We start from the raw sequence: 25697 nt of genomic DNA, 5'->3' as shown, positions 1-25697 counted from the left end.
GGAATGGATATGAAAAAATATATATTTATGCTATTATCTGTTTTATTACTGGGATGTGATAAAATGGAAGACAATGTGTTTTCGGAGGATCCTGATAATCGTTTGAAAAAAACAGAAGAAGAATACCGGCAGACGATATTGGCTGCTCCGAACGGATGGTTCCTGGCTATAAATACAAAAAATAACGGAGCCTATCGATTCTGGATGTCTTTTACGGAAGAGGGAAAAGTGGCTATGTTAGCCGATATGGATGCTACATTAAACAATGTGGGAGAGACTTCCCTGGTCCCTTCTGAATCTACCTGGCAATTAAAAGCCTTACTGGCCCCTTCTTTACTCTTTGAAACATATAGCTATCTGCATATTTTGGCAGATCCGGATAATGGTGTGAACGGAGGAACAAAAGGAGAAGGCTTCGGGTCGGATTTTGAATTCCGGATTGTCAGTGAAGATAACGGGGGATTAAATCTGAAAGGAAATTTCAATAATTGTTTGGCCCGCATGGATCCGGCTACCCCTGAAGAAGCCGTAAAAGCTTCGGAAGGAGGACTGAAGGCTGTGTTGGAAAAACATGCCGCTTATCTGGAAGCTGTCCGCTTTCCCGTCATTGAAGTAGGAAAGACAAGATATCTGATTAAACCCAATACCCGTAAGACCGATTTTGCCTATATGGATGGAGAAAATAATCTGGTAGAAAAAACGGTAGGTTCTTATTTGGATTTTAATACGCTTACACAAGATGCTTTGGCCGGCAATGTTTATTTCTTTGAACCTGTTGTACTCGATGGAATGACTTTCAACGGATTGAAATGGAAAGGCGAAAGTTATCAGGTAGAAATCGGAGGACAAACTTATGATGTTTTTGATAATAAGGTACCTCCTTATCCTCTGCATTTCGGGTACAATCAGACATTCAGTCAATTGTATGTGAATGCAAATACCATGCAGGGAACCCTGACTGATCCTTTTATGAGTGATCTCTATACACCCGCCTATAAACGTTTGGGCGGAAAAAACCGCTATATTCAGGAAATGTATTGTAAATTTGTGATGGACGCTCTGAGCGGTAAACCAATTATGGAATTCGGAGTAACTTATGAGAATAAGAGCAGTGGGAAAACTTTTACAGCCAAATGGCGTTATCCGTATGAAATAAATGAAGATGGTACCCTTACTTTTACCGACCGGGAACAGGCTGGGTCTACCAATGAATTTCTTTATGAAGAATATATGTATGAATTACCGGATTTTTTCTGCGGTTTGGAATATTCTAATTATAAGGATGCCGATAACTGGAGCCAGGTGGTAAAATCGAAAATTATTCCTCATACTTTTAAAATCGATTGGGCCGAGAATAATACTCCAGGATTGAGTGGAAATATCGGCGGACTTTTCCGGGTAGAACAGGAAAAACTGTTTATTGCAGGACAATTGAAACAGTAATTTATATTAAAGCGATAAGTTATGAAATATATAAAGTTTTTAGGACTATTATGGATAGTCGGTTTTTGGGGAGTTTTGTCTTCCTGTTCAGACGACGATGAAATTCAAGGACCATTGGTTATACAAACAGGATTGTTGAAAAATGTTACGTACTCTACGGCTGTATGCGGGGGAGTTATTTCCGGAGGAGAAGGTATCGGGGAACGCGGGGTCTGCTGGAGTACAACGGAACATCCGACAGTGACAGATCAACATACGACAGACGGAAAAGGCAGAGGTGAATTTTTAAGTGAAATTGGCGGCTTGCAGGAAGGTACTCTCTATTATGTGAGGGCTTATGCTTATACGAGTGAAGGTGTACAATACGGAGACGAAAAATGGTGTATGACTTTGGCACAAGGACGTCCTACTATAGCTATGATTTCCGTTAGCGATGTAAAAGAAACCTCTGCGGTAGTGAAAGCGGAAGTATTTACAGACGGAGGCGTGGAAATTACGGAACGGGGGATTGTTTATGCTTTAAAGACAGCAGTAGAAGAAGAACTGACCTTTGAAAATGCGACAAAGGTAATAGTGGAAGGAAAGGTGGGGGCTTTGAAATGTGCCTTGGAAGGCCTGACTGACCATTCGGAATACATCTGCCGTGCTTTTGTTTCTTATGCCCAGGGGACAGTGTATGCGCAGCCTTTGTATTTTACCACGGAAATGTTTCCTGGTCCGGCAGTGGAAATTGTAAATATAGACGATATTCAGGGGGAATCTTTCCGGGTAACTGTAAAAGCTGTTTCCGGCACTCCCTTACCTATACTGGAATATGGTTTTGTATACGGAGAAAATGCTGTTCCCACTTTGGAAAATACTAAAGTAGCCTTAGGAGACGGAGACGGAGAGAAGAGTTATAAACTGGAAGGATTGGAACAAGGGGTTATTTATCAGGTACGTCCGTATGCCATGAACAAAAACGGCGTGGTTTTCGGTGAGATTCGAAGTGCAGTAACTTTGAGTTATAAAGCCATTATCGCTACACAGCTTTCTGCTCACATTACAGCCCACCGGGCTTATGCGGGAGGAGAAATAACGAGTACCGGTCTGTTGAATGCGCCTATTACCGAAGCCGGTATTTGTTGGAGTACTTCGCATAATCCGGTGATTACAGGAAATAAGTTGGCTGTAGAAGGAGTGGATGGAGAGCATTTGAAATTTGAACCCGTTCAATTGTTTCCTTTGAACCCGAATACTACTTATTATGTGAGAGCTTATGTTACGAATGAATACGGTACTGCCTACGGGGAAGAGGAGACTTTTAAAACCCGCCAACCGGTGGCCGACTACTTCAAAGCAGAAGCGAGCACAGACGAAAATCCCCTATTTAATGCTTTAAATTTGACGTCAGATTTCCTGGACGAAAAGGCTTCCGCCGATCAGGTTGAAGCTTATAATAAGTTGGTACCGATTCTGACTTCTTATGGAAAACGGATATTGAAAGCTTATCGGATTAGTTTGGGAACAAATGAAACCAAAGAACTTTCTTATATTTATACTTCTCTTGAATATGAGAATTCTTCTGCTAAAGCCTATAGTGCAATCTGGCGTTCTCAACTGACCGTAGATGCAAATTATCAGTATACCGTTTCACATCACGCTATCAATACCGGAAATAACAATGCTTCCAATATCATTAATAGTGCCGGGAAGAACGGGCAGACGGAAGATTTGGAGCGCAGTATGAATTATTTAACGGAAGGTCCGTTCGTAATAGATTGGGATACTGAAAGTTCGACTACCTTTAATAGTGCTTTTTATATTATTCCGGTAAATGCTCCTGAAAAATATAAACGTATGGAAGTATACCGTAATTCAAAGATTATTGTTTACGACCCCTGGTGGTGATTTCTTTTTGGGTGAGCATGAAAATACTCCGGCCTCGACCGGAGTATTTTTATTTTTAGGAATGTGATCGGTCTGAAAGAATGCAAAGGGATATGATTTTCTTCCGCTTTTTTCCGGTACTGAATGCTGGGATTGGTATAAATTTGGAGGGATGTCCTCCAGTTAAACGAGGTTTGTATTTCTAAGCCGGTAGCCGCGCGGGCACGGTTTCAATAGTCATTTGCTTTGTAATAATGCGGTTGTAAAATTGAACAGGAACGCTATGTTTTCTACCCTTTTGGTAATGGAAAGCTTAAATTATAACTGCGCTATAGCAGGGACGTATCCTTTTGTCAAAATATGGTAATTGTCTGTAGCATTACGTTGGTTATAAGTGATTTGTGGTAATTGTGCATTAAATAAAGTTAAGGAAGGGAACAATTTCGCCTGAAGAGAGTTTAATGGATAAAACGCAAGTTGAAACAATTCGTAAAGCCTGTTTGAAGGGCGAAAGAATGTTTTAATCAATTATCCTGAGGGAGTAAAATGGTCAGGAGGGAAACGGGCATTTAAAACAAGAAATATGGAGAAGACATTTTTAAACTATCCGGATTGGCAGGATACAGCAGATACGATACATTTATTTTTACAGGTGGCAGGAAAAGTAAAAGTCGAGAGATGTGCCCCCCGTCCGGAATGGGAACATGTATTGCTTTATTTATTACCGGATGGATTGACAACCGGTTTAATTCCGGGAGATAATTCCCCTTTCTCCGTATTTTTTGATTTTCGTCAACATCAGGTTGAATTCCGGAATGGGGAAGGGAAAAGGGTGGATATTCCTTTGGAAGATGGGCTGAGTGTTGCCGATTTTTATAAACAATTTAATAACGCTTTGGAGCAATTGGGATCCCCTACACCTCTTTGTGTAAAAGCCCAGCAATTTTACGAACCTGTCGATCTGGATAAAGACGAGAAACATCATACCTATGATAAAATAGCAATCCGGAAATGGCTTCAAAGTCTTTTTTTCGCTTACAAAGCCATGTCTCTTTACTTAGCCCCTTTTCATGGAAAAATTCACTATCCGGCCTATTATTTTGGAAGAATGGATCTGAGTTGCATGGTATTTAACGGAGAGTTAGTGGCAAACCCTTCGGGAAATAAAATTGTGAACAAAGCCTTAGACGAAGGGATGTATGCTTGCGGATTCTGGCCGGGAGATATCAGTTCACCTCAGGCTGCTTTTTACGCCCTGCCTTACCCGTTTATTGAAGATTTAAAAGATAATACAGCCTTGCTACAACCGGATAAAGCTATTTTCAAACCGGATAAAAAAGAATTTTTCTTGGCTTTAGAAGACGCATTCTCTTATCCCAATCCGGAAAAAGCCGTTGTCAGTTTTTTTAAATCAGGTTTTGATACATTACAACAAATACAACCTTGGAGGAACCTGAATTTTGTGAGTAAACAGTAAAAGGAATTAATATTTTAATGATAAACACCTCTGAAAAATGTTTTTCTTTTCCAGAGGTGTAAAATTATGTTATTGATGAAGAACGACATACTAATTTTCTTCAGCACACTCAGAAGAATAGGGATTACAGTTTGTATTCACAGAACAGATAGCTGTATCTCCGCAAAGAGTAGTAACACAAGCAGATGAAAAATCACAGAGGTCAATAGATATACAGTGATCTTCGCTAGGGGGTAGGCCTGGCTCCCCCTCATCCCCTTTTCCCCCTCTTAACTTCATCATTGCATTTTCGTTTAAAGGAATGATGATTTCTTTTTTTAATTCTAATTTTTTCATGCAATTGATGTTAGATTATTTTCGTTAATTTGTTGTTGTAAAGAAATAGATTAATAATCCGTATCTTCACAGCCATGGATAGTTTCTTCACAATTTGCTGCGCTTAAACATGTTATTGTATCCTCGTCACAGATTCCGGTAGCTATACAATCCCCGGATTCACACCAGCGGTCTGTTTCACAAATATTTAAAGTTTCTCTAATATCATCATCTCCGTTTTCACCGTTTCTTCCTCCAAACAGTTTATGCATAGCGTTTCTGTTCAGAACGGTAATAATTTCTTTTTTCAATTTAAGTTCTTTCATGCTGATTAGATTAATGTAAATATTTAATATGATGAGTAATAATGAATGCAAATATAATTATTTGTTGTAAATAAATTAAAAATTTTATTTATAATGTTATAAATTAATTTTTAATTTATATGGTTCATTTAAAAAGTATGATTTAAATGATAAATAATTTGGGCATTAAGTAATTTAATATCCATAATTTGTATGGAATTAAAACTAAATGAAATATAAAATGTAATTAAATAAAACCCTTTCATATTTCTCTTTAAAAAGTTTTTTATCAATATTTTGGTAGGTAATAAAAAAGCATTACATTTGTAGCCGCAATAGGGCAATAGTCCGGGCGCTTAGCTCAGTTGGTTCAGAGCATCTGGTTTACACCCAGAGGGTCGGGGGTTCGAATCCCTCAGCGCCCACCTTAAAGAGATCTTTTACAAGGTCTCTTTTTTTAGGCTTTTAGAATTTTGAATCTAAAAAATATTATGAAGTTCTATAAATAGAATCAAATATTTAACAAATTTCACCATTCTAATTAACCTTATTTAACTATAAGGATATTGTAAATAAAAAATGATCATTTAATTTTGCCCTGTCTTTTAAAAAGATTGTTTTTCATAAGTTTGTATGGTTTAGGTTAGTAGTTAGTAAATGTTAAGGGGTCGGTTTCCGGCCCTTTTTCATTTAACAGACTTTTTTCCTTAGGAGATACAGTATTTTGAGAATTCGTTCAGATACTGTATTTTTAGTCCGGTGTTCAAATACGTTTAAAAATATAAATAATGAGAGGTATTATAGAAATAGAGGGAATGGAGTTTTTTGCTTACCACGGTTGTTTTGAGGCAGAACAAATTGTCGGGAATAAATTTAGAGTATACGTTTGTTTGCATTATGATGCTAAACAGGCTGCTCAGACGGATGCGATCGGAGATGCCCTCAGTTATCAGACAGCCTATGAAATAATCGCTTCGGAAATGATGAAGCGTTCCCATCTATTGGAACACCTCGCTCAACGCATTTTGGATGCTTTATACCAAACTTTTCCCCAATTAAAGTATGCCCGTATAAAAATTTCCAAAATGAATCCGCCGTTAGGGGGGAAAATTGAATGTACGAGTGTTACTTTAGAAAAATAATTTTTGAGTATTATTTCTTCATTTTATTGATTTATAAAGAATTGGAAAATTCTCTTTTTCTTTCTCTAAATAACTCGGATAATTTTTTGTGTATTTAACAAAAACGTCCTATCTTTGCAACGCAAAACCTAACAGGGTCGGTTGGCCGAGCGGTTAGGCAGCGGTCTGCAAAACCGCGTACAGCAGTTCAAATCTGCTACCGACCTCTATTTTGAGCAGCAATCACTTGATTCCAGGTGGTTGCTGCTTTTCTTTGTTCAGAATAACACCCGGGGACGGGGGAAGGTGCTATTTAATGATTAAGTTAATCTTATAAATGTTGCTGTATTATTATTCGGTTATTTAGATATATTCCGTGCTGATAACACCTTCCCCCGTCCCCGGGTGTTATTTTGGGTTTTTATCTTTATCTTTGGGAAGGAAAAAAGAGTTAGAGAGGTCTATGGGAAATCAAATTACGATTTATACAGATGGGGCTGCTAGTGGAAATCCCGGTCCGGGAGGTTTGGGCGTTGTTTTATTGGCTGGCCCCTACCGTAAAGAGTTGATGGCTGGATTTCGGCTGACGACCAATAATCGCATGGAATTATTGGCGGTTATTATCGGTTTGGAAGCGTTAAAAAATACGGGAGAAGAAGTAACCATTTATTCGGATTCCCGTTATGTAGTGGATGCCGTAGAAAAAGGCTGGTTGTTTGGCTGGGAGAAAAAAGGGTTTAAAGGGAAAAAAAACCCGGATTTATGGCAGCGCTTTTTAAACGTATACCGTAAACACCGCATTCGTTTCATTTGGGTAAAAGGACATGCCGAGGTCCCCGAAAACGAACGTTGTGATCAGCTGGCCGTTCAGGCTTATAAAAGCGAAAATCTACAAGTGGATTTTTATTATGAAAGTGAAGGAAGAAAGGAGAGTAGTTCCTTTAGCTGATCAGAGGTTATTGCCGTAATTTTTGGATGGTATTCCTGTATAGAAAAGGGGGAGAGGAATAATTAAGTAAATGAATAAAATCGTAATCCTGTAAAGCAATTGACGGACGAGCCATGCCTGACAATTGGCAATAAGAGTATATTAACCTATTCAAGTGCGGATGAGCTGCTTTTTAAGCCGAAAACAAAAGAAAACGGCTAACTATAATATTCGTTGTTTTTTTATACAGGGGAACATACGGTTCCGGTTTTTTAGAATTTTGAGAAAAATATTTACAAGGAAAAATAAAACCGGAATTTTAGGAAAAAAAGAATTGATTGTCAGTTTGATGCTTTTTGGAAAATCATGATTAAAAATTTTTACTTATTAAGGAAAAAATATTTCAATTTTTAGCTTTGTGAAATATTTAAATATGTATTTTTGTGTCGAATTTTTAAACTCCCAATCATAATGAAAAAGATATTAATCGTCGGTGCAGGTGGACAGATCGGATCGGAATTAGTACCGCATCTGAGGTCTCTTTACGGAAACAACAATGTTGTTGCTGCTGATATCAGTGTTGAAAAGTGTAAACATCTGGCAGAGGATGGACCTTTTGAAGAACTGAATGTACTCGATAAGGATAAGTACATTAGTATTGTCAGAAAATACGGAATCGATAGCATCTTTAATTTAGTGGCCCTTTTATCGGCAACTGGAGAAAAGAATCCGGAACTTGCCTGGAATATCAATATCGGGGCATTGACCAATTCGCTGAATATTGCCAAAGACAATAATTGTGCCGTATTTACTCCGAGTTCTATCGGGGCTTTTGGAAAAGATACTCCGAAGGATAAAACGCCTCAGGATACTTTACAGCGTTCGAACACAACTATTTATGGAGTTTGTAAAGTGACCGGGGAATTATTGAGTGATTATTATTTTTACCGCTTTGGAGTTGATACCCGTAGTGTACGTTTCCCGGGACTTATTTCTTATGTAACATTACCCGGAGGAGGAACCACGGATTATGCTGTAGAAATATATTACGATGCTATCCGTAAGGGAGCTTTCACTTGTAATGTAAAAGCCGGTACTTATATGGATATGATGTATATGCCGGATGCTTTGCGGGCTGTAGTGGAACTGATGGAAGCTGATCCGACGAAATTAAAACACCGGAATAGTTTTAATATTGCCGCTATGAGTTTCGAACCGGAACAGATTGCTGCGGAAATCCGGAAACATATTCCCGGATTTGTAATGGATTATCAGGTAGATCCCGTTAAGCAGGCTATTGCTGACAGTTGGCCTAATAGTATGGATGATTCCTGTGCGCATGAAGAATGGGGTTGGAAAGCCGAGTATAATCTTCAGAATATGACGACTGATATGTTGGTGAAAGTGAAAGAAAAATTCGATGCCGGTTTAGTAAAATAGAATTGTCTACAAGTTCCGTAAGGTAAGTCAAAAGAACAAATATAAAATATTTGTAAAGCCGGAAGGAAAAAGGGACATAAACTTTTCAGATAAAAAATATCCGGAAAGTTGGAACGATAGACAGAAAGTAAACTTTTCAGATAAAAAAAGCGGTGAAAGCCGCTTTTTTTATTTTTTGTGATTAATTTTAGGGTCACATTATTATACTGCATTATGTCGAAAAATAAGAAAAAAGGCGAACCTGTAATAGGAAAGTCTGAATTGAGAAAATGTTTGGGAGAATTATTCGCCAAACATCCGGGCTTGTGTTGCAATTACAAGCAGATAGCCAAGCAACTGGAGGTAAAAAATATGGAGACGAAGCGGTTGATTATCGGGGTGTTGGAAGAAATGGCAGAACAAGGAGAATTGATGGAAGAGACGAAAGGGCGTTATAAGAGTAAGGCTGTTGGGTCGTATACTACAGGAATAGTAGAATTAACGGCGAAAGGTGCTGCTTACATCCTTTCGGAAGAGTACAAAGAAGACATCTTTGTGGCTTTCCCCAATTTGAAACATGCCTTAAACGGGGATAAAGTAAAAATATTGGTATATGCCCGGAGTAAATCGAGAAGGCCGGAAGGGGAAGTTGTCGAAATTCTGGAACGGAAGAAAAATACTTTTGTAGGAATTATCCAGCGTTTGGAAAACTATGCATTTCTGATGCCTAGTGGAAAACAACTTCCTTATGACGTATTTATTCCTTTGAGTCATTTGGGAGGAGCTAAAAATGGGGATAAAGTGGTGGTACAAATTACAGAGTGGCCTGAAAATCAGAAAAACCCTGTAGGAACTGTTATTCAGGTATTGGGGCGTCCTGGAGATAACGATACGGAGATGAATGCGATTATGGCGGAATATGAATTACCTGTAGCTTTTCCTTCTAAAGTGTTAAAGGCTGCCGAACGCATAAAATTAGAGTTGCCGGAAGAAGAAATTGCCCGGAGACGGGATTTCCGGGAGGTGGTCACTTTCACTATAGATCCAAAGGATGCAAAGGATTATGACGATGCTCTTTCCGTGCGGGAACTGGGAGAAGATTGTTATGAGGTGGGGATACATATTGCGGATGTGAGTTATTATGTGTCTCCGGATACCGTTTTGGATAAAGAAGCTTATTTACGGGGTACTTCTGTCTATCTGGTCGATCGGACTGTGCCCATGTTGCCGGAAAAATTGTCGAATGGAGTATGTTCTTTACGTCCTGATGAAGATAAACTTTGTTTTTCTGCTGTATTTAAATTGGATCAGAATGCGCAAGTGTTGGATCAATGGTTTGGAAAAACAGTAATCAGGTCAAAGCGCCGGTTTACTTATGAAGAAGCTCAGGTGATGATAGAGGGTGCGGAAGGAGATTACCGGAAAGAAATTTTGCAATTAAATGGTCTGGCCCGGAAATTGAGGGAAGAGCGGTTTAAAAACGGGGCCATCGATTTTGACCGGGTGGAAGTAAAATTTGAGCTCGATGAAAAGGGGAAACCTTTGGGAGTTTATTTCAAACAATCGAAAGAAGCCAACAAATTGATTGAGGAATTTATGTTGCTGGCGAATAAAAAGGTAGCAGAATGTATTGGAAAGATAAAGAACGGACAAAAACCGAAGACATTTGTTTACCGTGTACACGATAAACCGCTGGAAGATAAATTGGAGGAATTCAATAGTTTTGTGTCTAAATTCGGATATGGGCTAAAATTGACGAGCCGGAAAAGCTTGACCACTTCGATGAATAAATTAATGCAGGAGGTGAAAAACCGTCCTGAACAGAATATGATCGAGACTCTGGCTATACGGACTATGGCGAAAGCTGTTTATTCTACGGTGAATATTGGACATTACGGACTGGCATTTGATTATTATACTCATTTCACTTCTCCTATCCGGCGTTATCCGGATGTAATGGTTCACCGTTTATTGCAGCGTTATTTAGATGGAGGGCGTTCGGTAAATCAGGAAAAATATGAAGAATGGTGTAAATATTCTTCAGATAGGGAACAATTGGCTGCAAATGCTGAACGGGCTTCTGTTAAATATAAGCAGGTCGAATTTATGGCCGATAAAATCGGTCAGAATTTTGAAGGTACGATTTCCGGTGTTTCCCAATGGGGATTTTATGTAGAATTGGACGATTCAAAATGTGAGGGCTTGGTATCAGTGAATCAGCTGGAAGACGATTATTACGAATTTGATGAAAAAAACTATTCTATTGTCGGAAGGCATCATGGACGAAAATATCAATTGGGGGATAAAGTAGTGGTGAAAGTGGCAAAAGCGAATCTGGTTGCCCGTCAATTGGATTACGAATTAGTATGTAAAGAAAAAGAATCTTCTTTACAAATGAAGCGGGCAGATAAGAGTGATAAAAAAGGAAATAAACGAAAGGGAAGCGCACGTTCTGGAAAAAGAAAATAGATTGATTTTGGGAGCTTTTTTTAATTTTCATTGACATGTTGACTTTTACAATTTGTTTACTGATTCTCGTTGGTGGTTATTTCACGTATGGACGGTATATAGAACGGATTTTTGGACCGGATGCAAAGCGACTTACACCGGCAATTACCAAAGCAGACGGAGTAGATTATATTCCCTTGCCTACCTGGAAGATATTTATGATTCAATTTCTGAATATTGCAGGTCTGGGGCCTATTTTCGGAGCGATTATGGGGGCTAAATTCGGGACGGCTTCTTACCTTTGGATTGTTTTGGGGAGTGTTTTGGCCGGTGCTACTCACGATTATCTGGCAGGTATGCTTTCTTTGCGGCATGGAGGGGAAAGCTTGCCCGAAATTATTGGTCGTTACCTGGGATTCACCACAAAACAAGTAATGCGGGGATTTACCGTTATCTTGATGATATTAGTGGGAGCGGTGTTTGTTGCTGGTCCTGCAGGACTTTTGGCAAAGCTGACTCCGGATTCCATGGATGTGACTTTTTGGATAATCGTTGTGTTTATTTATTACATAATGGCAACTTTATTACCGATTGATAAAATTATCGGTAAGATTTATCCGGTTTTTGCTGTGGCGTTATTATTCATGGCAGTGGGAATTTTAGTGATGTTGTACGTATATTACCCGGATTTACCGGAAGTGTGGGAGGGGGTACAGAATATTCATCCCAATGCAGCTGTATTGCCTATTTTCCCTGTTATGTTTGTGAGTATTGCCTGCGGGGCTATTTCCGGTTTTCATGCTACCCAATCTCCTCTCATGGCCCGGTGTATGACCAATGAGAAATACGGGCGTCCGGTATTTTACGGAGCGATGATTACTGAGGGAATTGTAGCATTGATTTGGGCTGCTGCTGCCACTTACTTTTACCATGAGAATGGGACGTCAGAGAGCAATGCTTCCGTTATTGTAGACGCGATTACCCGGAATTGGCTGGGTACTGTCGGAGGAATTTTAGCCATACTGGGTGTTGTTGCTGCTCCGATTACTTCCGGGGATACTGCTTTCCGTTCGGCCCGGCTGATTGTTGCCGATTTTATGAAGATGGAGCAAAAAAGTATCCGCAGGCGTTTGTATATTTGCATTCCGATGTTTATTATTGCTGTATGTCTGTTGTTATACAGTTTAAAAGATGCTGAGGGATTTGATAAAATCTGGCGGTATTTTGCTTGGGGTAACCAAACTTTGGCCGTATTTACATTGTGGGCGGTTACGGTTTTTCTGGTAAAGGCCCGGAAGAATTATTGGGTGACTTTTATTCCGGCTTTATTTATGACAAGCGTATGTGCTACTTATATTTGTATCGCTCCGGAGGGATTGCATCAGTCCCATTTTATTTCTTATTGCGTGGGCATTGCTTGTGTGTTGATAGCGATCATTTGGTTTTTGAGCTGGAAGTTAAAAAGTGAGAAATTGATTTATAAAGTTGAAGGATAATAAAAAAGAAGTGATGACGAAAAAGAAGCAGGTGATTTTTTCTTCCTTATTGGGTGTGGTATTGCTCGTTATAATCTTTATGCCGAAGCGGGAAGTGGTGATAGAGTCATTGGATGAAGTAGATGTGACAGATTCTACAGAAGTGCAGGAGATTGTTTATAAGTACGGAATTCCTGTAAATGATTATGATGTGGACTATGGAGTGGTGAAACGCAATCAGAGTCTTTCCACTATCCTGGGAACGCACGGTTTAAGCAGTAGGCAGATTCACGATCTGGGGCAATGTGCTAAGGGGATATTTGACGTGCGGAAGATTAAGGGAGGGCAAGCCTATGCTTTTTTTTCCCGGAAGGACAGTCTGGCAACACCGGAATATTTTGTCTATGAAGCCGATCCCCGTTCCTATGTGGTTTTTCGTTTAAAAGAAGATTATGAGGTAGCGGTGGGAAAATATCCGGTGGAGTGGAAACGAAAAGAAGTAAAAGGAACTGTACAATCCTCCTTGTGGAATGCGATGGTGAGTTGCAGTACGGATCCTCTTTTGGCAGTAGAATTATCCCGTATATTTGGTTGGTCTATTGATTTTTTCGGTTTGCAGCGGAAGGATGAATTCCGTGTGATTTATGAACAGGAGTGTGTTGAAGGACAGGAATTAGCTAATTTTAATATTGTCGGAGCTGTTTTCCGGCATGCTGATAGTTCGTATTATGCGATTCCTTTTTTACAAAACGGGGAAATTCTTTTCTTTAACGAGCACGGGAAAAGTCTGGAAGGCGCTTTTTTAAAAGCTCCTTTGGATTATTTCCGGATTTCATCCCGTTTTTCCAATAGCCGTTTCCATCCTGTACTGAAAAAATACAGGGCGCATCATGGCGTAGATTATGCCGCACCTGTCGGTACTCCCGTTTATGCAATCGGGGCGGGAACCGTCATTGCAAAAGGATATCAGGCGAATGGAGGGGGAAATTATCTGAAGATTAAGCACAATGGAACTTATACCACTACTTATATGCATTTGTCCCGTTTTGAAAAGGGGATAAAAGTGGGGTCTAAAGTGGCTCAGAAAGAAGTGATCGGATATGTAGGGAGCACTGGTTTGGCAACTGGCCCCCATTTGGACTTCAGAGTATTCGAAAACGGACGTCCCGTGAATCCGCTAACCATTAAATCCCAGCCCAAAGAGCCGGTAAAACCGGAAAATCTGGCTCAGTTCAATGTGTTAAGAGATTCTATTATGGAACAGCTGAGCAGATTGTGATTTAAAATTTAAGTTTCTTTTCTATCTCTCCTGTCACTTTGTAGTATAACCAGCTGCCCGAACGTTTCCCTTTTTTATATTTTCCTTCGCAGAGCAGATGACCGGTAGAATAATAGAATTTAGCATTTCCATGCCGCTTCCCTTTGCGGTATTCCAATTCGGTGCGAAGCGTCCCGTCGGGAAGGAACTCCCGGAAGATTCGGATTTCTCCGGCATTGTAGGTGATTTCTGCTCTTATTTTTTGATTGTTGTAGAAAAGCCGGGCTATTCCGTCTGGTTGCCCGTTACGGTAGGGGAATTGCCCGGTAAATGCTGATTGTTTATTGTATAAATTCCAGAAACCATTCGGATTTCCGTCTTTAAGCCGTCCTTTCATCGTAAAGTCTGCTGTTTCATAGGTAAAGTCCGTAAGTGTACTTACGACAATACTGTCGGGCAATACAGGGTGATACCGGCCGGATTCGACTTCGTCTGCCAGATTTTCAAATTCTTCATTCAATTCTTTTATAGCAAACTCTTCCGGAGCATCTGCATTGTAAGTGGCTATGATACTGGTTTTAAAATGTTCTTTTTCCTGGATAAACTCTAAACCCAGGTTTTCAAAACTCAGGACAGCTCCTTTGTTTTGTAACAGAGAATGTTTCGATTGTTCCGGTAAGGATAAATACAGGTAACGATAGATAGGGGCAGCATTTAAATAGGCATAAAAATTTGAGTGACCGTTCAGCTGATCTCCTAACCGGTTATATTTTTCATTATTTTCAAGCGTCTGGCTTAAAATATATTTTTTAATTATTTGGGTTAAAGCTGCCGGAGAATTACTGAATAACACATAATTATCAATAATAGTATAATATGGTTTTTCCAGCCGGTCGAATAATCCTCCTGCGAACAAACGGAAGAATCCTTTTAAGCTGAGATAATTGATTTCATATCCGTTATAATTTATCGTTCTGAACTTGATAGGGGTGCGGATCCGGATTTGTTCGCCCAGATAATCGAGCTGATCTTTAGCCAGGTTCCGGTCTTTACATTGAACGGCTAATACAATGGCTTGTAATTGTTGTTCGCCGTCGTATGCAGGTTTGACCAAAGTGATTTCGTTCCCTATCCAGGAAGTGAATAAGCCGGGTATATCTATTTTCAGGTACTTGTTTAATTTTTGTATAGAAGATTCATAGCTCTGGTAAATTTCCGGATATTTTTGTCGGGAGTGATAAATCAGGCTGTCTTTTAAGTCCGGAAAAGAAGAGAAACAAAAAGAAATATAAGCCGCTGTATTATCCGGAATAATTTTTTTAATTTCTGAAACATTTCCTTTTGTATGTTTCAGTATTTCTGGCCAAAGAGCATTCCCGTTCAGGAAATGAGTGGTTCCGCTGAGGAGGATTTCTTCTTTTTCCAGTTGGAAATTTAGAGAAGTACTGTCCAGAAAGGAGGCATTGAGGAAAGGGAAATCGGAAGTCAGAAGGTGACTCAGCCATCTTCCCAATTCCTTGTGATTAATATCTACTGAAATATCATCCCTATAGTGTTTCTTTTTATCCCCTTTTCGTTGTTCACAGCTTTTGAGTGCATTTTGGACAAGTCCTTCACGGAAAGAACCGATGAGCAGGTTATCTTTAAACGTATAATAAAAGGTAGTCTGTCCGTAAAGAAGGTGTTGTATCCGGTCTTCCTGTTTAAGGATCTGAATGTTATAATCTTTTAAAAGTCCCGGAATAAACGTTTCAAAATTTTGGATTACATTTAATTTTTGAAGATCGCAAACATATAACAGATCGCAGTTGGCATCCGGCAGAAGGTGCAAAGAGATGGCAAAGGGACGGTCTAAAATAAGCTTTCTGAGATTGGTATGCATTTTGCCTAGAGAGTCAGCCCATTCGATATTCCGTTGGTAATCGCCGAATGCTGGATACTTTTTCAAAGATTGCCAGATTGTATTTGGACTGAGTTTATTGTAAATTTCCTGAAAAGAGGGCGTCCGGATCGTAAGAAGGGCATCCGGGGGGATAGCCATATCAATGGAATAACGACCTGACTGGCGGAATACTGCGTACCATATTGAGAATACGATGATGCAGACAGAAAAGGAAAAAAGGAAAAGCCGTTTTTTCATTTAATTGAAAATTTAATGTTGCAATTTACTATTTTTCCCAGAAAGAAATGAAAATATTTTACATTTGTGTGATATTGCCAAAGCGGATGAAAATGTCTTTCGGGGAGAAATCCGGATATGTTAAGAAGAGAGGGGAAAGTCAGGCCGAATCATCCTGATGAAGAGTAACGTATACAGGGGAAATCGATGAATCGTTATGAGATTTTATTTTCAGTTATTTTGGTCCTTTTTTAAAATCGGCGCTTTTACGTTTGGAGGAGGATATGCCATGATTCCTTTAATACAGAAGGAGGTGGTGAACCGGAAGAATTGGCTGGAGGAAGGTGAATTTATAGATATGTTGGCTATTGCGCAGTCTGTGCCAGGGCCAATTTCCCTCAATACAGCTGTTTTTGTAGGAAATAAAATGAGAGGCTGTAAAGGTTGTCTGATGACCAGTCTAGGTATCATATTGCCTTCCTTTATTGTTATTTTATTAATAGCTTTAGTATTTACGGAATTTAAGGATAATCCGGATGTGGAACGGGTTTTTAAAGGGATTCGTCCGGCCGTAGTGGCTTTGATTGCAGCCCCTTTGTGGGGAATGGGGAAAAAAGCGGGTGTCACCTGGAAAACGTTGTGGATTCCTGCGGTCGCTTTAGGATTGATTTGGCTTGCAGGGGTACCTCCTGTCTATATCGTTATGGTAACAATTATAGCGGGGATTATTTATTACCGGTATATGTTAAAGAGAAACAGGAAAAAATAATGGATGAATGGAATTTGTATTTGAATTTATTCTTCTCTTTTTTTAAAATTGGGTTGTTTGGGTTTGGAGGAGGGTATGCCATGCTGTCCCTTATACAGCACGAGGTGGTGGAAGCACATCAATGGATCAGTGTTTCAGATTTTACGGATATTGTAGCTATCTCTCAGACCACTCCCGGACCGATTGCTTTTAATACAGCAACTTACATTGGATATACAGCTACAGGAAGTGTTTGGGGGGCTGCCGTATGTACACTGGCGGTAAGTTTGCCTTCCATTATTTTAATGACCCTTGTAGCCCGTTTCTTTTTTGTATTCCGGGATAATGTCTATGTATCCGCTGCCCTGAAGGGATTAAAACCTGTCGTGATCGGACTGATTGCCGCTGCTGCCGTTTTGCTGATGAATGAACGGAATTTTATTGATTATAGAAGCTGGCTTATTTTCGGGGCCGTATTCATTGCTTCTCTGAAAAAAATAGACCCTATCCTCTTGATTGTGATAGCTGGAGTCGTGGGGTATTTGGTGTATTAAACGGTTTATGGTTTAAATGTACAAGTGTTTAAAGGAATGAGGAGTGTAAAGGAGGAACGATAGAGTGCGGCTGCCGGATTAAACATCAGTTTTAGGATTATCGTTTACGTCTTCTTCGGGAAAGTCAATTTCCGGTAAAAGTAATTCCGATTCCGCTGGCGGGAGAGCTTCTATATTCCTTAAATGACGCTGAATCGCCCTGGTACGTCTTCCCATTACTTCTTCAATTTGATTATTGGCAGACTGAATATTTTTCTGTGCTTTTTCCAGCATGCCTCCAAATTTTTCGAATTCGGTTTTAACTGCTCCTAAGACTTTCCATACTTCGCTGCTCCGTTTTTGGATGGCTAAAGTACGGAATCCCATTTGCAAACTGTTTAGGATAGCTGCTAAAGTAGTGGGACCGGTTACAATCACTTTGTATTCTTTTTGAAGATGTTCTAACAAACTGGCACGGCGTACGACTTCACCATATATTGCCTCGAAAGGAAGGAACATGATTCCAAAATCGGTTGTATAAGGAGGATCCAAATATTTATCGTGAATATCTTTTGCCATATTTTTTATTGTCATTTCCATGTTTCGGGAAGTATTTTCTATTTCTTTTGTATCTCCGTTATCGTAAGCTTCCAGGAGTTGTTCATAAGCATCTTTCGGGAATTTGGCATCTATGGGTAAATAAACGCATTCACCGCTATCGTCTTTTCCCGGCAGTTTTATGGCGAATTCGACCAGTGCATCGGACCCTTTCCGCGTTTTAACATTGGCATCGTATTGTTCAGGCGCTAAGATTTGTTCCAGAAGCATTTCTAATTGAACCTCCCCTATACATCCCCGCATTTTTACATTGCTGAGGACTTTTTTTAATCCGCCTACGTCCTGGGCCAGATTTTGCATTTCTCCTAATCCTTTCTGAACATGTTCCAATTGCTTACTTACCAGTTCGAAGGATTGTCCGATCCGTTCATTCAACGTTTTTTGAAGTTTTTCGTCTACGGTGGCCCGCATTTCATCCAAACGTTTTTCTGTGGATAATAACAGTTCTCCTTGTTTTTTGTCTAATTCCCCGAATTTTTCCCGTTGAAGTTCATTAAAAGAACGGATATTTTCTGTGAATATTTTTTGGAATTCTTTAAACGTATTCTCCAATGTTTTGTGAATGGCTTGCAGGGCTTGCAGATTTTGTTGTGTGATGTGCTGGAGGATGCGGCTGTTTTCGTCCCGGAATGCTCCCAGCGATTTATTCAATTCTTCCCGGTTTTCCCGGGCTGCCTTTGAATGATTATCCATTAAATAATGACATTCCTCTTTCAGCGTTTTTTCCAGACGTTCTAATTCGCTTTTTATTTTGTCGAAAGGTTCAGAAACATTGTTTTTTCTATTTTTCAACAACAGGAGGAGAAGGAGAATATTTAACAACAGCATTAAAATAATCCAGGTATTCATAGCCATTTCTTTTTATTATTCTTTTCGTTTATTTGCTAATTGTCCGCAGGCCGCATCAATATCCTTCCCTTTACTTTTCCGGAGGTTGACCACCATATTACGGTTTTCCAGAAACCGTACAAAAGCATCCCGCTGCTTATCCGGAGAATGCCGGAAATCCGAGCCTTCTACCGGGTTGTATTCGATAATATTAATTTTTACTGGGAATTGCCGGCAATATTCTGCTAATGCCCGGGCGTCTTCCAGGGAATCATTGATATTATTCAACAATAAATATTCGAAAGTAGGACGTATTCCTGTCTTTTCAACGAAATAAATTAAACTGTTTGCCAGTTCAGCTAAAGGGTAGGCCCGGTTGACCGGCATAAGCTGATTTCTCACGTTCTCTTTTGCAGAATGAAGGGAAACTGCCAGGTTGAAGCGTACTCCGTCATCAGCTAATTGCCGGATTTTAGCCGGTATTCCTGCAGTAGAAACCGTAATCCGGGAAGGGGACATTCCCAGTCCCTTTTCTGAAGTAATCCGCTGTATTGCTGAGAGGACATTGCCGTAGTTTAAAAGAGGTTCTCCCATTCCCATAAAGACAATATTCGACAGATTGGAATTTCTGTGTTCCGCCTCTTTCCTAGCATTCAAAACCTGATCGAATATTTCACCTACTGTCAGATTCCGTTTGAAACCCAGTTCGCCTGTGGCACAAAAACGGCAACCCAACTGACAGCCTGCTTGAGAAGATACACAGACAGTATATTTCTCATTTCCCGGAATCAGTACACTTTCTATCCGGTTACCGTCACTTAGAAGCCAGGCTGTTTTGGTAGTGCCGTCACTGGCTGTTTGAATACAATCTGGAAAAATCTTGTCAAAGTAATAAGCCGTGCTCAAAAGTTCCCGGATATGTTTTGATAAGTTTGTCATTTCTTCGAAGTCCTGTACTCCCTTTTGCCAGATCCATTCTGTTATTTGTTTTGCCCGGAATGTTTTTTCTCCGTTTGCTGAAAGAAATGTAGTCAGTTCTTCCAGAGGGATCTCCCGAATGTTTTTCTTTTCCACTTGTTTATTTGTTTGTGTATACAAAAATAGGAAAAAACATGGGATAAAAAAGGACTTTGTAGAAGTTGTTGTCCAAATGGAATGCCGTAATATAAAAAGTTAGGTTAAAATTCTGAAGCCTTACTTAGATTTAAATCGATTTAATTATATATTTGCATTTATATTCTTGTTAAAGTTATAAATTGATATAAAATAAAGTGAAAAAAGAAAAAATGAGAAGATTACTGATTATTATTTTTGCGTTGCTTTCTTTTTCGAACCTGAAGGCAGATGAAGGAATGTGGTTGTTATCTTTATTGAAGCAACAGAATATCGATGAAATGCAGAAGATGGGTTTTAAATTGAGTGCAGAAGATATTTATTCCATAAACGAACCGGGGATTAAAGATGCTATAGTCGGGTTGGGTTTTGCCGGGCGTCCTTTCCGTCATTTTTGTTCCGGAGAATTAGTATCTTCGCAGGGATTGATGATTACAAATCACCATTGTGGTTTTAGTGCTATACAGGAACATTCTTCTGTGGAACACGATTACCTGTCAGATGGTTTTTGGGCTTATAAAATGGAGGATGAGTTAACCAATCCCGGGGTTACTGCTTCTATTTTAGAACGTATGGAAGACGTAACGGAAAGGGTAATTGCTGTACTGAATGATGATATGAGTGCTATGGAAAGAGAAATTGCCTTGGATAGCATCAGTAGTGTAATTGTAAAAGAAGCTACCGAAAATACCGATTTAAGCGGACAGCTTATCCCGATGTTTGAGGGAAATCAGTATTTTCTTTTCCTTTATACGATTTATAAAGATGTACGTTTAGTGGGAGCACCTCCTCAGAGTCTTGGGAAATTCGGAGGTGATACGGATAACTGGGTTTGGCCGCGTCATACTTGTGATTTTTCCATGTTCCGGATTTATACGGGCCCGGATGGGAAACCGGCTGAATATGCTGAAGAGAATATCCCCTTAAAACCGAAACATCATTTGCCTATCTCTATAAAAGGAGTAGAAGATGGAGATTTTGCGATGATTATGGGTTTCCCGGGTTCTACCGATCGTTTTGCTACCAGTTACAGTCTGCAAAATACAATGGATATTGTAAATGATATCCGGTACAAAGTCCGGACGGAGAAATTGAAGATTATGAAAGAAGAAATGGATAAGAGTCCGAAAACCCGAATTCAATATGCTTCTAAATACGCTAGTTGTGCGAACTATTGGAAATACTCTTTTGAACAAAATAAAGCATTGAAACAGCTGAAAACGGCAGAGAACAAAATAGCTATTGAAGATCGCTTTACAGATTGGGTAAAAGCTGATCCTGCCCGTGTTGCCCGGTATGCAGAAGTTCTGCCTACCTTAAAAACAGCTTATCAGGATGTTCAGGAGTATGATGTGGCTTTGAATTATTTGAGAGAAGCCCTGGGCGGTCCCGAGGCACATTTGTTCGCTTATGGAGTAGCTGGTGAATTGGAAGATCTTTGTGATAAAGCGACGGATGTTGTTACAAAAGAAGAACTGATCAAGTCGTTGAAGGAACAGTCAGAAGCTTTTTATAAAGATTTTAATCCGGAAGTAGATGCCCGTTTGTTTGCTGCCCTTTTCAAAATGTATAGTGATAATGTTTCCCCGGATTTGCATCCTGATTTTATAGACCGGATCAATAAAAAATATAAAGGGAACTATCAAAAACTAGCTGATGAATTCCGGCATACTTCTATTTTCAGGAGTAAAGAAGCTTTTGATGAATTTATAGCTCATCCGAATTGTAAAAAATTGAATAAAGATGTAGCTTACCTGGCAGGTGAAGCGTATTTCGAAATGTTGATGAAGATAGCTGCTTATTCTTCTGAAATGAAAGAAAATATTACTAAGAATAATCGTTTATTTGTACGGGGATTGATGGAAATGGATCCTCAGCAGAGAATGGCTCCCAATGCAAATTCTACTTTACGTCTGACATACGGAAAAGTGAAAAGTTATCAACCCCGGGATGCTGTATTTTACGATTATTATACCACGTTGACAGGGGTTATGGAAAAAGAAGGGCCTAAAGGAGGAGAGTTTGAAGTACCGTCACGTTTAAAAGAACTTTATCAAAACAAGGATTTCGGTCCCTACGGGCAAGATTATTTGGTGACTTGTTTTATTACAGATAATGATATTACAGGCGGTAATTCCGGTTCCCCGGTTATCAATGCCAACGGAGAATTGATCGGAGCTGCTTTTGACGGGAATTCGGAAGCGATGTCCGGTGATATCGATTTTGAAGAAAACCTGCAAAGGTGTATCAATGTGGATATGCGGTATGTTTTATTCATCATTGATAAATATGCTGGTGCTAAAAATTTGATCGACGAAATGACGATAGTAAAGTAAGGGGATAATAAGTCTTATAATATAGAACACTTAAATTAATGCAATTATGAAAAATCTGGATTGGAGTCAGTTGTCTTTCGGCTATACAAAGACGGATTACAATGTACGTTGTTATTATAAAGATGGTCAGTGGAGTGCTCCGGAGGTAAGTGATTCTGAGATGCTCAGTATTCACATGGCCTCTACTTGTTTACATTATGGACAGGAAGCTTTCGAAGGGATGAAAGCTTTCCGCGGAAAAGATGGAAAAATCCGATTGTTCCGTTGTGAAGAAAATGCTAAGCGCATGCAGAATTCTGCCGATTATGTTATGATGAAAGCTCCTTCTGTAGAGTTGTTTAAAGAAGCTGTGGTGAAAGCTGTAAAATTGAATGAAGGATATGTACCACCATACGAATCAGGAGCTAGTTTATATATCCGTCCCTTGTTGATTGGAGTAGGTGCCCAAATGGGAGTAGCTCCTGCAAAAGAATTTTTGTTTGTCGTATTTGTTGCACCGGTAGGCCCGTATTTTAAGGCAGGTTTTAAACCGACAAAGGTGATGCTGGAACGGAAATACGACCGGGCTGCTCCGAACGGAACAGGACATATCAAAGTAGGGGGGAATTATGCAGCAGGGATGCGCTCCGGGGAAATAGCCCATCAAAAAGGATATTCTACGGCTATATTCCTGGATTCGAAAGAAAAGAAATTTATTGATGAGTGCGGACCGGCTAATTTCTTTGGAATTAAGAATAATACTTATATTACTCCCTATTCCCATACGATTCTTCCTTCTATTACCAATGCCAGTTTGATGGTATTAGCTGAAGACATGGGATTAAAAGTGGAACGCCGCCATATTCCGGTAGAAGAATTGGAAACATTTGAAGAAGCCGGAGCTTGCGGTACAGCTGCTGTTATCAGTCCGGTAGGACAGATCGACGACGTGGAAAACAATAAGAGTATTCATTTCGGTAAACCCGGCGAACCCGGCGAATGGTGTACAAAATTGTATAATCGCTTACGGGCTATCCAATACGGGGATGAACCTGATAAATTCGGCTGGATTACAATCATAGAATAAGAGCCGGAAACATACGAATTGAATTTGAGTATCCGGAGATTCGTTATTTTAGATAACAGAATTTCCGGATACTTATTTTTTTATAAATAATAGGATCTGTTTGTTTGGTTATTTACGAAAATTTCGTAGATTTGCGATATAATCGTAACTTGTTAAGGATTATGGAAAAACTGACTTTTCAGGAAGAAGAAATAATGCTGATTATTTGGCAGCTTAAAGAAGGAGTTATAAAAGATTTTTTGTTACAGATGCAGGAACCGCGTCCTCCTTATACTACGGTTGCTTCTATCGTAAAAAATCTGGAAAAAAAGGGATATATAGCCGGAAAGCGGTATGGAAATACCTATGTTTATTGTCCGCTTATAGATGAAAATGATTATAAAGCAAAATTTATGTCGGGTTTTGTCCGGAATTATTTTGCCAATTCTTATAAAGATTTGGTTGCATTTTTTGCCCAAAAGCAGAAAATTTCGGCCAGTGAGTTAAAAGAAATTATTGATTTAATAGAGAAAGAATAGTCTGTAGAAACCGGGGTAAAATTATGGAAGCATTTTATATATATATTTTGAAAGTAAATATAGCTTTGGGGATATTCTGGCTTTTTTGTCATTTTGTATTTCTGCGGGATACTTTTATAGAACTGAAACGTGTTTGTCTGTTCACGGTTTTGGTTTTATCCTTTACTTATCCCCTTGTTGATTTTTCCGGATGGATTTTGCAAGAACGTACGTTTTTTTGGATAAATTATCTCTCCCTGGGAGAAAATTTAGAAATAATGCCTGTCATTCCTTTGGAGGAAGGAGTGAGCTGGGAAGCTATTTTGTGGAGTATCTATTTCGCGGGGGGTATCTTTTTAGGGATTCGTTTGAGTGTCCAACTGATTCAAATCTACCGCTTTGTCCGGAGGGGAAATGTCTTTACTTATTCCGGAGTGCGCATTATTTCTTTGAGAAGAGGAATCGCTCCCTTTTCTTTTTTTCATTGGATTTTTCTGAATCCTGAAGATTATTCCGATATGGAGAAGGAAGAAATTGTAACACATGAAAAAACGCATGTACAACAGTGGCATTCTGTCGACATGTTGTTCGGTGAAATTTTATGTATTTTATGCTGGTTTAATCCTTTTGCCTGGTTACTAAGACGGGAAATACGTCAGAATCTGGAATTTCTGGCGGATAAGAAAGTTGTTAAATCCGGATATAATCAGAAGAATTATCAATATCATTTATTGCGTTTATCCCATCAATCGGCTGCAGCTCAATTTACAAATAACTTTAATGTTTCACAGTTAAAAAAACGTATTATTATGATGAATAAAAAGCGAACGTCCCGCATAGGGCTTTTAAAATATGCTTTGTTATTACCGGTGACGGTAGGACTGATATTGGTTAGCAATAGGCAAACCTTGGCCGAAGTGATGTCCAAAACTTCTGTCCCGGAAGTAAAGACGGGAGAGAAAATTGCTATTCACGGTAAGGTTACAGATGAAAAACATAATCCGGTTCCGGGTGCCATTATTGTAGTGAAGGGTTCAACGATAGGTACGGTTTCGGATGCTGAAGGGCAGTTTACTTTCAACGCAAAAGAGGGAGAAATACTCTGTGTTTTTTATGTCGGGAAGGAGATGCAGGAAATTCCGGTAAAAGGGGAATCGGATGGGAAAATGCAGATGGAAGTTGTCTTGAAGTCTGCCCCTCAGGTTTTGGAAGAAGTGCGGGTGCTCGGTTTAACCGGAGAAGAAGAATCGGTCAAAATGTATCCGGTCGAAGCTAATCCGGAGTTCCCCGGAGGCAAAGAAGCCTTAAAGCGTTTTTTGGCTCAGCAACTCAGCTATCCTGCTGAAGCGCGCACAAAAAACATTCAGGGAAAAGTATGGGTACAATTTGTAGTGAATGAAAAAGGAAAAATAATTCAGCCTCAAATCGTAAAAGGAGTAGATCCTTTATTAAATCAGGAAGCTTTACGGGTAGTAAGCCTGATGCCGGACTGGACTCCTGCACAACAGAATGGTGTTGCTGTAGAGGCAAGCTGTGTGCTACCCCTGGATTTTTCAATTCCGGTAAAACGGGACAGAATAAAGAATCCCCTTGTCGTTGTAGACGGAAAGCTTATGCCGGATGATTTCGATCTTAAATCTTTGCCTACTGGTCAGATTGAATCTTTTACAATTTTAAAGGGAGAAAAAGCCGTTGCTTTATATGGGGAAAAAGCGAAAGAGAGAGATGTAATGATTGTTACTTCCAAAAAAGCCCACTGACCTGCTGACGGCTGTTTATTA

At 39.5% G+C, this 25697-nt stretch carries 20 protein-coding genes and 2 tRNA genes; 17 read left to right on the top strand and 5 right to left on the bottom strand.

Annotated elements, in window-relative coordinates; genetic code table 11:
• Positions 1-9 precede the first annotated feature (9 nt).
• From Q0465_RS08375 to Q0465_RS08365, 3 genes are all read left to right on the top strand, one after another.
• Complete coding sequence (locus Q0465_RS08375) at positions 10-1443, top strand: DUF4302 domain-containing protein (RefSeq protein WP_298615006.1); 1434 nt, start codon at positions 10-12, stop codon at positions 1441-1443.
• Positions 1444-1464: 21 nt separating this feature from the next.
• Positions 1465-3333, top strand: a complete 1869-nt coding sequence (locus tag Q0465_RS08370; RefSeq protein ID WP_298615003.1) for a fibronectin type III domain-containing protein — start codon at positions 1465-1467, stop codon at positions 3331-3333.
• Positions 3334-3895: 562 nt separating this feature from the next.
• Positions 3896-4789, top strand: a complete 894-nt coding sequence (locus Q0465_RS08365) for a DUF5996 family protein (RefSeq protein ID WP_298615000.1) — start codon at positions 3896-3898, stop codon at positions 4787-4789.
• Between the two features lie 90 nt (positions 4790-4879).
• Here Q0465_RS08365 and Q0465_RS08360 read toward each other — a convergent pair whose 3' ends face one another.
• Entirely contained in the window at positions 4880-5125 is a 246-nt protein-coding gene (locus Q0465_RS08360; protein ID WP_298614998.1) for a class I lanthipeptide, read from the bottom strand.
• A gap of 50 nt (positions 5126-5175) precedes the next feature.
• A complete protein-coding gene (locus Q0465_RS08355) occupies positions 5176-5430 on the bottom strand; it encodes a hypothetical protein (protein ID WP_298614996.1) in 255 nt (84 codons plus the stop codon).
• Positions 5431-5759: 329 nt separating this feature from the next.
• Here Q0465_RS08355 and Q0465_RS08350 point away from each other — a divergent pair.
• The 8 genes from Q0465_RS08350 (at position 5760) to Q0465_RS08315 (ending at position 14079) form a co-directional block, all read left to right on the top strand.
• Positions 5760-5834, top strand: a tRNA-Val gene (locus tag Q0465_RS08350).
• A gap of 363 nt (positions 5835-6197) precedes the next feature.
• A complete protein-coding gene (folB, locus tag Q0465_RS08345) occupies positions 6198-6551 on the top strand; it encodes a dihydroneopterin aldolase (protein WP_298614993.1) in 354 nt (117 codons plus the stop codon).
• 135 nt (positions 6552-6686) lie between these two features.
• Positions 6687-6757, top strand: a tRNA-Cys gene (locus tag Q0465_RS08340).
• Between the two features lie 236 nt (positions 6758-6993).
• Positions 6994-7479 carry a ribonuclease HI gene (rnhA, locus tag Q0465_RS08335; RefSeq protein WP_298614991.1) on the top strand — a complete coding sequence of 162 codons (486 nt, stop codon included), beginning with the start codon at positions 6994-6996 and terminating at the stop codon, positions 7477-7479.
• A 450-nt stretch (positions 7480-7929) separates the two neighbouring features.
• Positions 7930-8898 (top strand): NAD-dependent epimerase/dehydratase family protein, encoded by a 969-nt coding sequence (locus tag Q0465_RS08330; protein WP_298614989.1) that lies wholly within the window; start codon positions 7930-7932, stop codon positions 8896-8898.
• A 213-nt stretch (positions 8899-9111) separates the two neighbouring features.
• Positions 9112-11346 (top strand): ribonuclease R, encoded by a 2235-nt coding sequence (gene rnr / locus Q0465_RS08325; RefSeq protein WP_298614987.1) that lies wholly within the window; start codon positions 9112-9114, stop codon positions 11344-11346.
• 35 nt (positions 11347-11381) lie between these two features.
• Positions 11382-12821 (top strand): carbon starvation protein A, encoded by a 1440-nt coding sequence (locus Q0465_RS08320; protein WP_298614985.1) that lies wholly within the window; start codon positions 11382-11384, stop codon positions 12819-12821.
• Positions 12822-12834: 13 nt separating this feature from the next.
• Positions 12835-14079 carry a peptidoglycan DD-metalloendopeptidase family protein gene (locus Q0465_RS08315; protein ID WP_298614982.1) on the top strand — a complete coding sequence of 415 codons (1245 nt, stop codon included), beginning with the start codon at positions 12835-12837 and terminating at the stop codon, positions 14077-14079.
• Between the two features lies 1 nt (position 14080).
• Here the strand turns inward: Q0465_RS08315 and Q0465_RS08310 are convergent, their stop codons facing one another.
• Complete coding sequence (locus Q0465_RS08310; RefSeq protein WP_298614980.1) at positions 14081-16198, bottom strand: DUF3352 domain-containing protein; 2118 nt, start codon at positions 16196-16198, stop codon at positions 14081-14083.
• 196 nt (positions 16199-16394) lie between these two features.
• Here Q0465_RS08310 and Q0465_RS08305 point away from each other — a divergent pair, with 196 nt between their 5' ends.
• Positions 16395-16946, top strand: a complete 552-nt coding sequence (locus tag Q0465_RS08305; RefSeq protein WP_298614978.1) for a chromate transporter — start codon at positions 16395-16397, stop codon at positions 16944-16946.
• Complete coding sequence (locus tag Q0465_RS08300; protein ID WP_298614975.1) at positions 16946-17479, top strand: chromate transporter; 534 nt, start codon at positions 16946-16948, stop codon at positions 17477-17479. The genes Q0465_RS08305 and Q0465_RS08300 overlap by 1 nt, the downstream gene beginning before the upstream one ends.
• Positions 17480-17557: 78 nt before the next feature.
• Here Q0465_RS08300 and Q0465_RS08295 read toward each other — a convergent pair whose 3' ends face one another.
• Complete coding sequence (locus tag Q0465_RS08295; protein WP_298614973.1) at positions 17558-18931, bottom strand: DNA recombination protein RmuC; 1374 nt, start codon at positions 18929-18931, stop codon at positions 17558-17560.
• Between the two features lie 9 nt (positions 18932-18940).
• Positions 18941-19978, bottom strand: a complete 1038-nt coding sequence (gene rlmN, locus Q0465_RS08290; protein WP_298614969.1) for a 23S rRNA (adenine(2503)-C(2))-methyltransferase RlmN — start codon at positions 19976-19978, stop codon at positions 18941-18943.
• 212 nt (positions 19979-20190) lie between these two features.
• On the opposite strand from rlmN, the gene Q0465_RS08285 reads away from it, so the two are divergent.
• The 4 genes from Q0465_RS08285 (at position 20191) to Q0465_RS08270 (ending at position 25676) form a co-directional block, all read left to right on the top strand.
• Positions 20191-22353, top strand: a complete 2163-nt coding sequence (locus Q0465_RS08285; protein ID WP_298614967.1) for a S46 family peptidase — start codon at positions 20191-20193, stop codon at positions 22351-22353.
• A gap of 46 nt (positions 22354-22399) precedes the next feature.
• Positions 22400-23419 (top strand): branched-chain amino acid aminotransferase, encoded by a 1020-nt coding sequence (locus Q0465_RS08280; protein WP_298614965.1) that lies wholly within the window; start codon positions 22400-22402, stop codon positions 23417-23419.
• 161 nt (positions 23420-23580) lie between these two features.
• Positions 23581-23937, top strand: a complete 357-nt coding sequence (locus tag Q0465_RS08275) for a BlaI/MecI/CopY family transcriptional regulator (protein ID WP_298614963.1) — start codon at positions 23581-23583, stop codon at positions 23935-23937.
• 23 nt (positions 23938-23960) lie between these two features.
• Entirely contained in the window at positions 23961-25676 is a 1716-nt protein-coding gene (locus Q0465_RS08270) for a TonB family protein (RefSeq protein ID WP_298614961.1), read from the top strand.
• Positions 25677-25697: the final 21 nt, after the last annotated feature.

Origin of the sequence: uncultured Odoribacter sp., assembly GCF_937966165.1 — a bacterium.
GTDB lineage: Bacteria > Bacteroidota > Bacteroidia > Bacteroidales > Marinifilaceae > Culturomica.
Note: the sequence above shows the minus strand (reverse complement) of the source record. Positions and strands in the feature narration are given on the sequence as shown.

Bases quoted from the DNA above. Each gene is read 5' to 3' on its own strand.
- Q0465_RS08375 (WP_298615006.1), top strand. From the start codon at position 10: ATGAAAAAATATATATTTATGCTATTATCTGTTTTATTACTGGGATGT.
- Q0465_RS08370 (WP_298615003.1), top strand. From the start codon at position 1,465: ATGAAATATATAAAGTTTTTAGGACTATTATGGATAGTCGGTTTTTGG.
- Q0465_RS08365 (WP_298615000.1), top strand. From the start codon at position 3,896: ATGGAGAAGACATTTTTAAACTATCCGGATTGGCAGGATACAGCAGAT.
- Q0465_RS08360 (WP_298614998.1), bottom strand. From the start codon at position 5,125: ATGAAAAAATTAGAATTAAAAAAAGAAATCATCATTCCTTTAAACGAA.
- Q0465_RS08355 (WP_298614996.1), bottom strand. From the start codon at position 5,430: ATGAAAGAACTTAAATTGAAAAAAGAAATTATTACCGTTCTGAACAGA.
- folB (WP_298614993.1), top strand. From the start codon at position 6,198: ATGAGAGGTATTATAGAAATAGAGGGAATGGAGTTTTTTGCTTACCAC.
- rnhA (WP_298614991.1), top strand. From the start codon at position 6,994: ATGGGAAATCAAATTACGATTTATACAGATGGGGCTGCTAGTGGAAAT.
- Q0465_RS08330 (WP_298614989.1), top strand. From the start codon at position 7,930: ATGAAAAAGATATTAATCGTCGGTGCAGGTGGACAGATCGGATCGGAA.
- rnr (WP_298614987.1), top strand. From the start codon at position 9,112: ATGTCGAAAAATAAGAAAAAAGGCGAACCTGTAATAGGAAAGTCTGAA.
- Q0465_RS08320 (WP_298614985.1), top strand. From the start codon at position 11,382: ATGTTGACTTTTACAATTTGTTTACTGATTCTCGTTGGTGGTTATTTC.
- Q0465_RS08315 (WP_298614982.1), top strand. From the start codon at position 12,835: ATGACGAAAAAGAAGCAGGTGATTTTTTCTTCCTTATTGGGTGTGGTA.
- Q0465_RS08310 (WP_298614980.1), bottom strand. From the start codon at position 16,198: ATGAAAAAACGGCTTTTCCTTTTTTCCTTTTCTGTCTGCATCATCGTA.
- Q0465_RS08305 (WP_298614978.1), top strand. From the start codon at position 16,395: ATGAGATTTTATTTTCAGTTATTTTGGTCCTTTTTTAAAATCGGCGCT.
- Q0465_RS08300 (WP_298614975.1), top strand. From the start codon at position 16,946: ATGGATGAATGGAATTTGTATTTGAATTTATTCTTCTCTTTTTTTAAA.
- Q0465_RS08295 (WP_298614973.1), bottom strand. From the start codon at position 18,931: ATGGCTATGAATACCTGGATTATTTTAATGCTGTTGTTAAATATTCTC.
- Q0465_RS08285 (WP_298614967.1), top strand. From the start codon at position 20,191: ATGAGAAGATTACTGATTATTATTTTTGCGTTGCTTTCTTTTTCGAAC.
- Q0465_RS08280 (WP_298614965.1), top strand. From the start codon at position 22,400: ATGAAAAATCTGGATTGGAGTCAGTTGTCTTTCGGCTATACAAAGACG.
- Q0465_RS08275 (WP_298614963.1), top strand. From the start codon at position 23,581: ATGGAAAAACTGACTTTTCAGGAAGAAGAAATAATGCTGATTATTTGG.
- Q0465_RS08270 (WP_298614961.1), top strand. From the start codon at position 23,961: ATGGAAGCATTTTATATATATATTTTGAAAGTAAATATAGCTTTGGGG.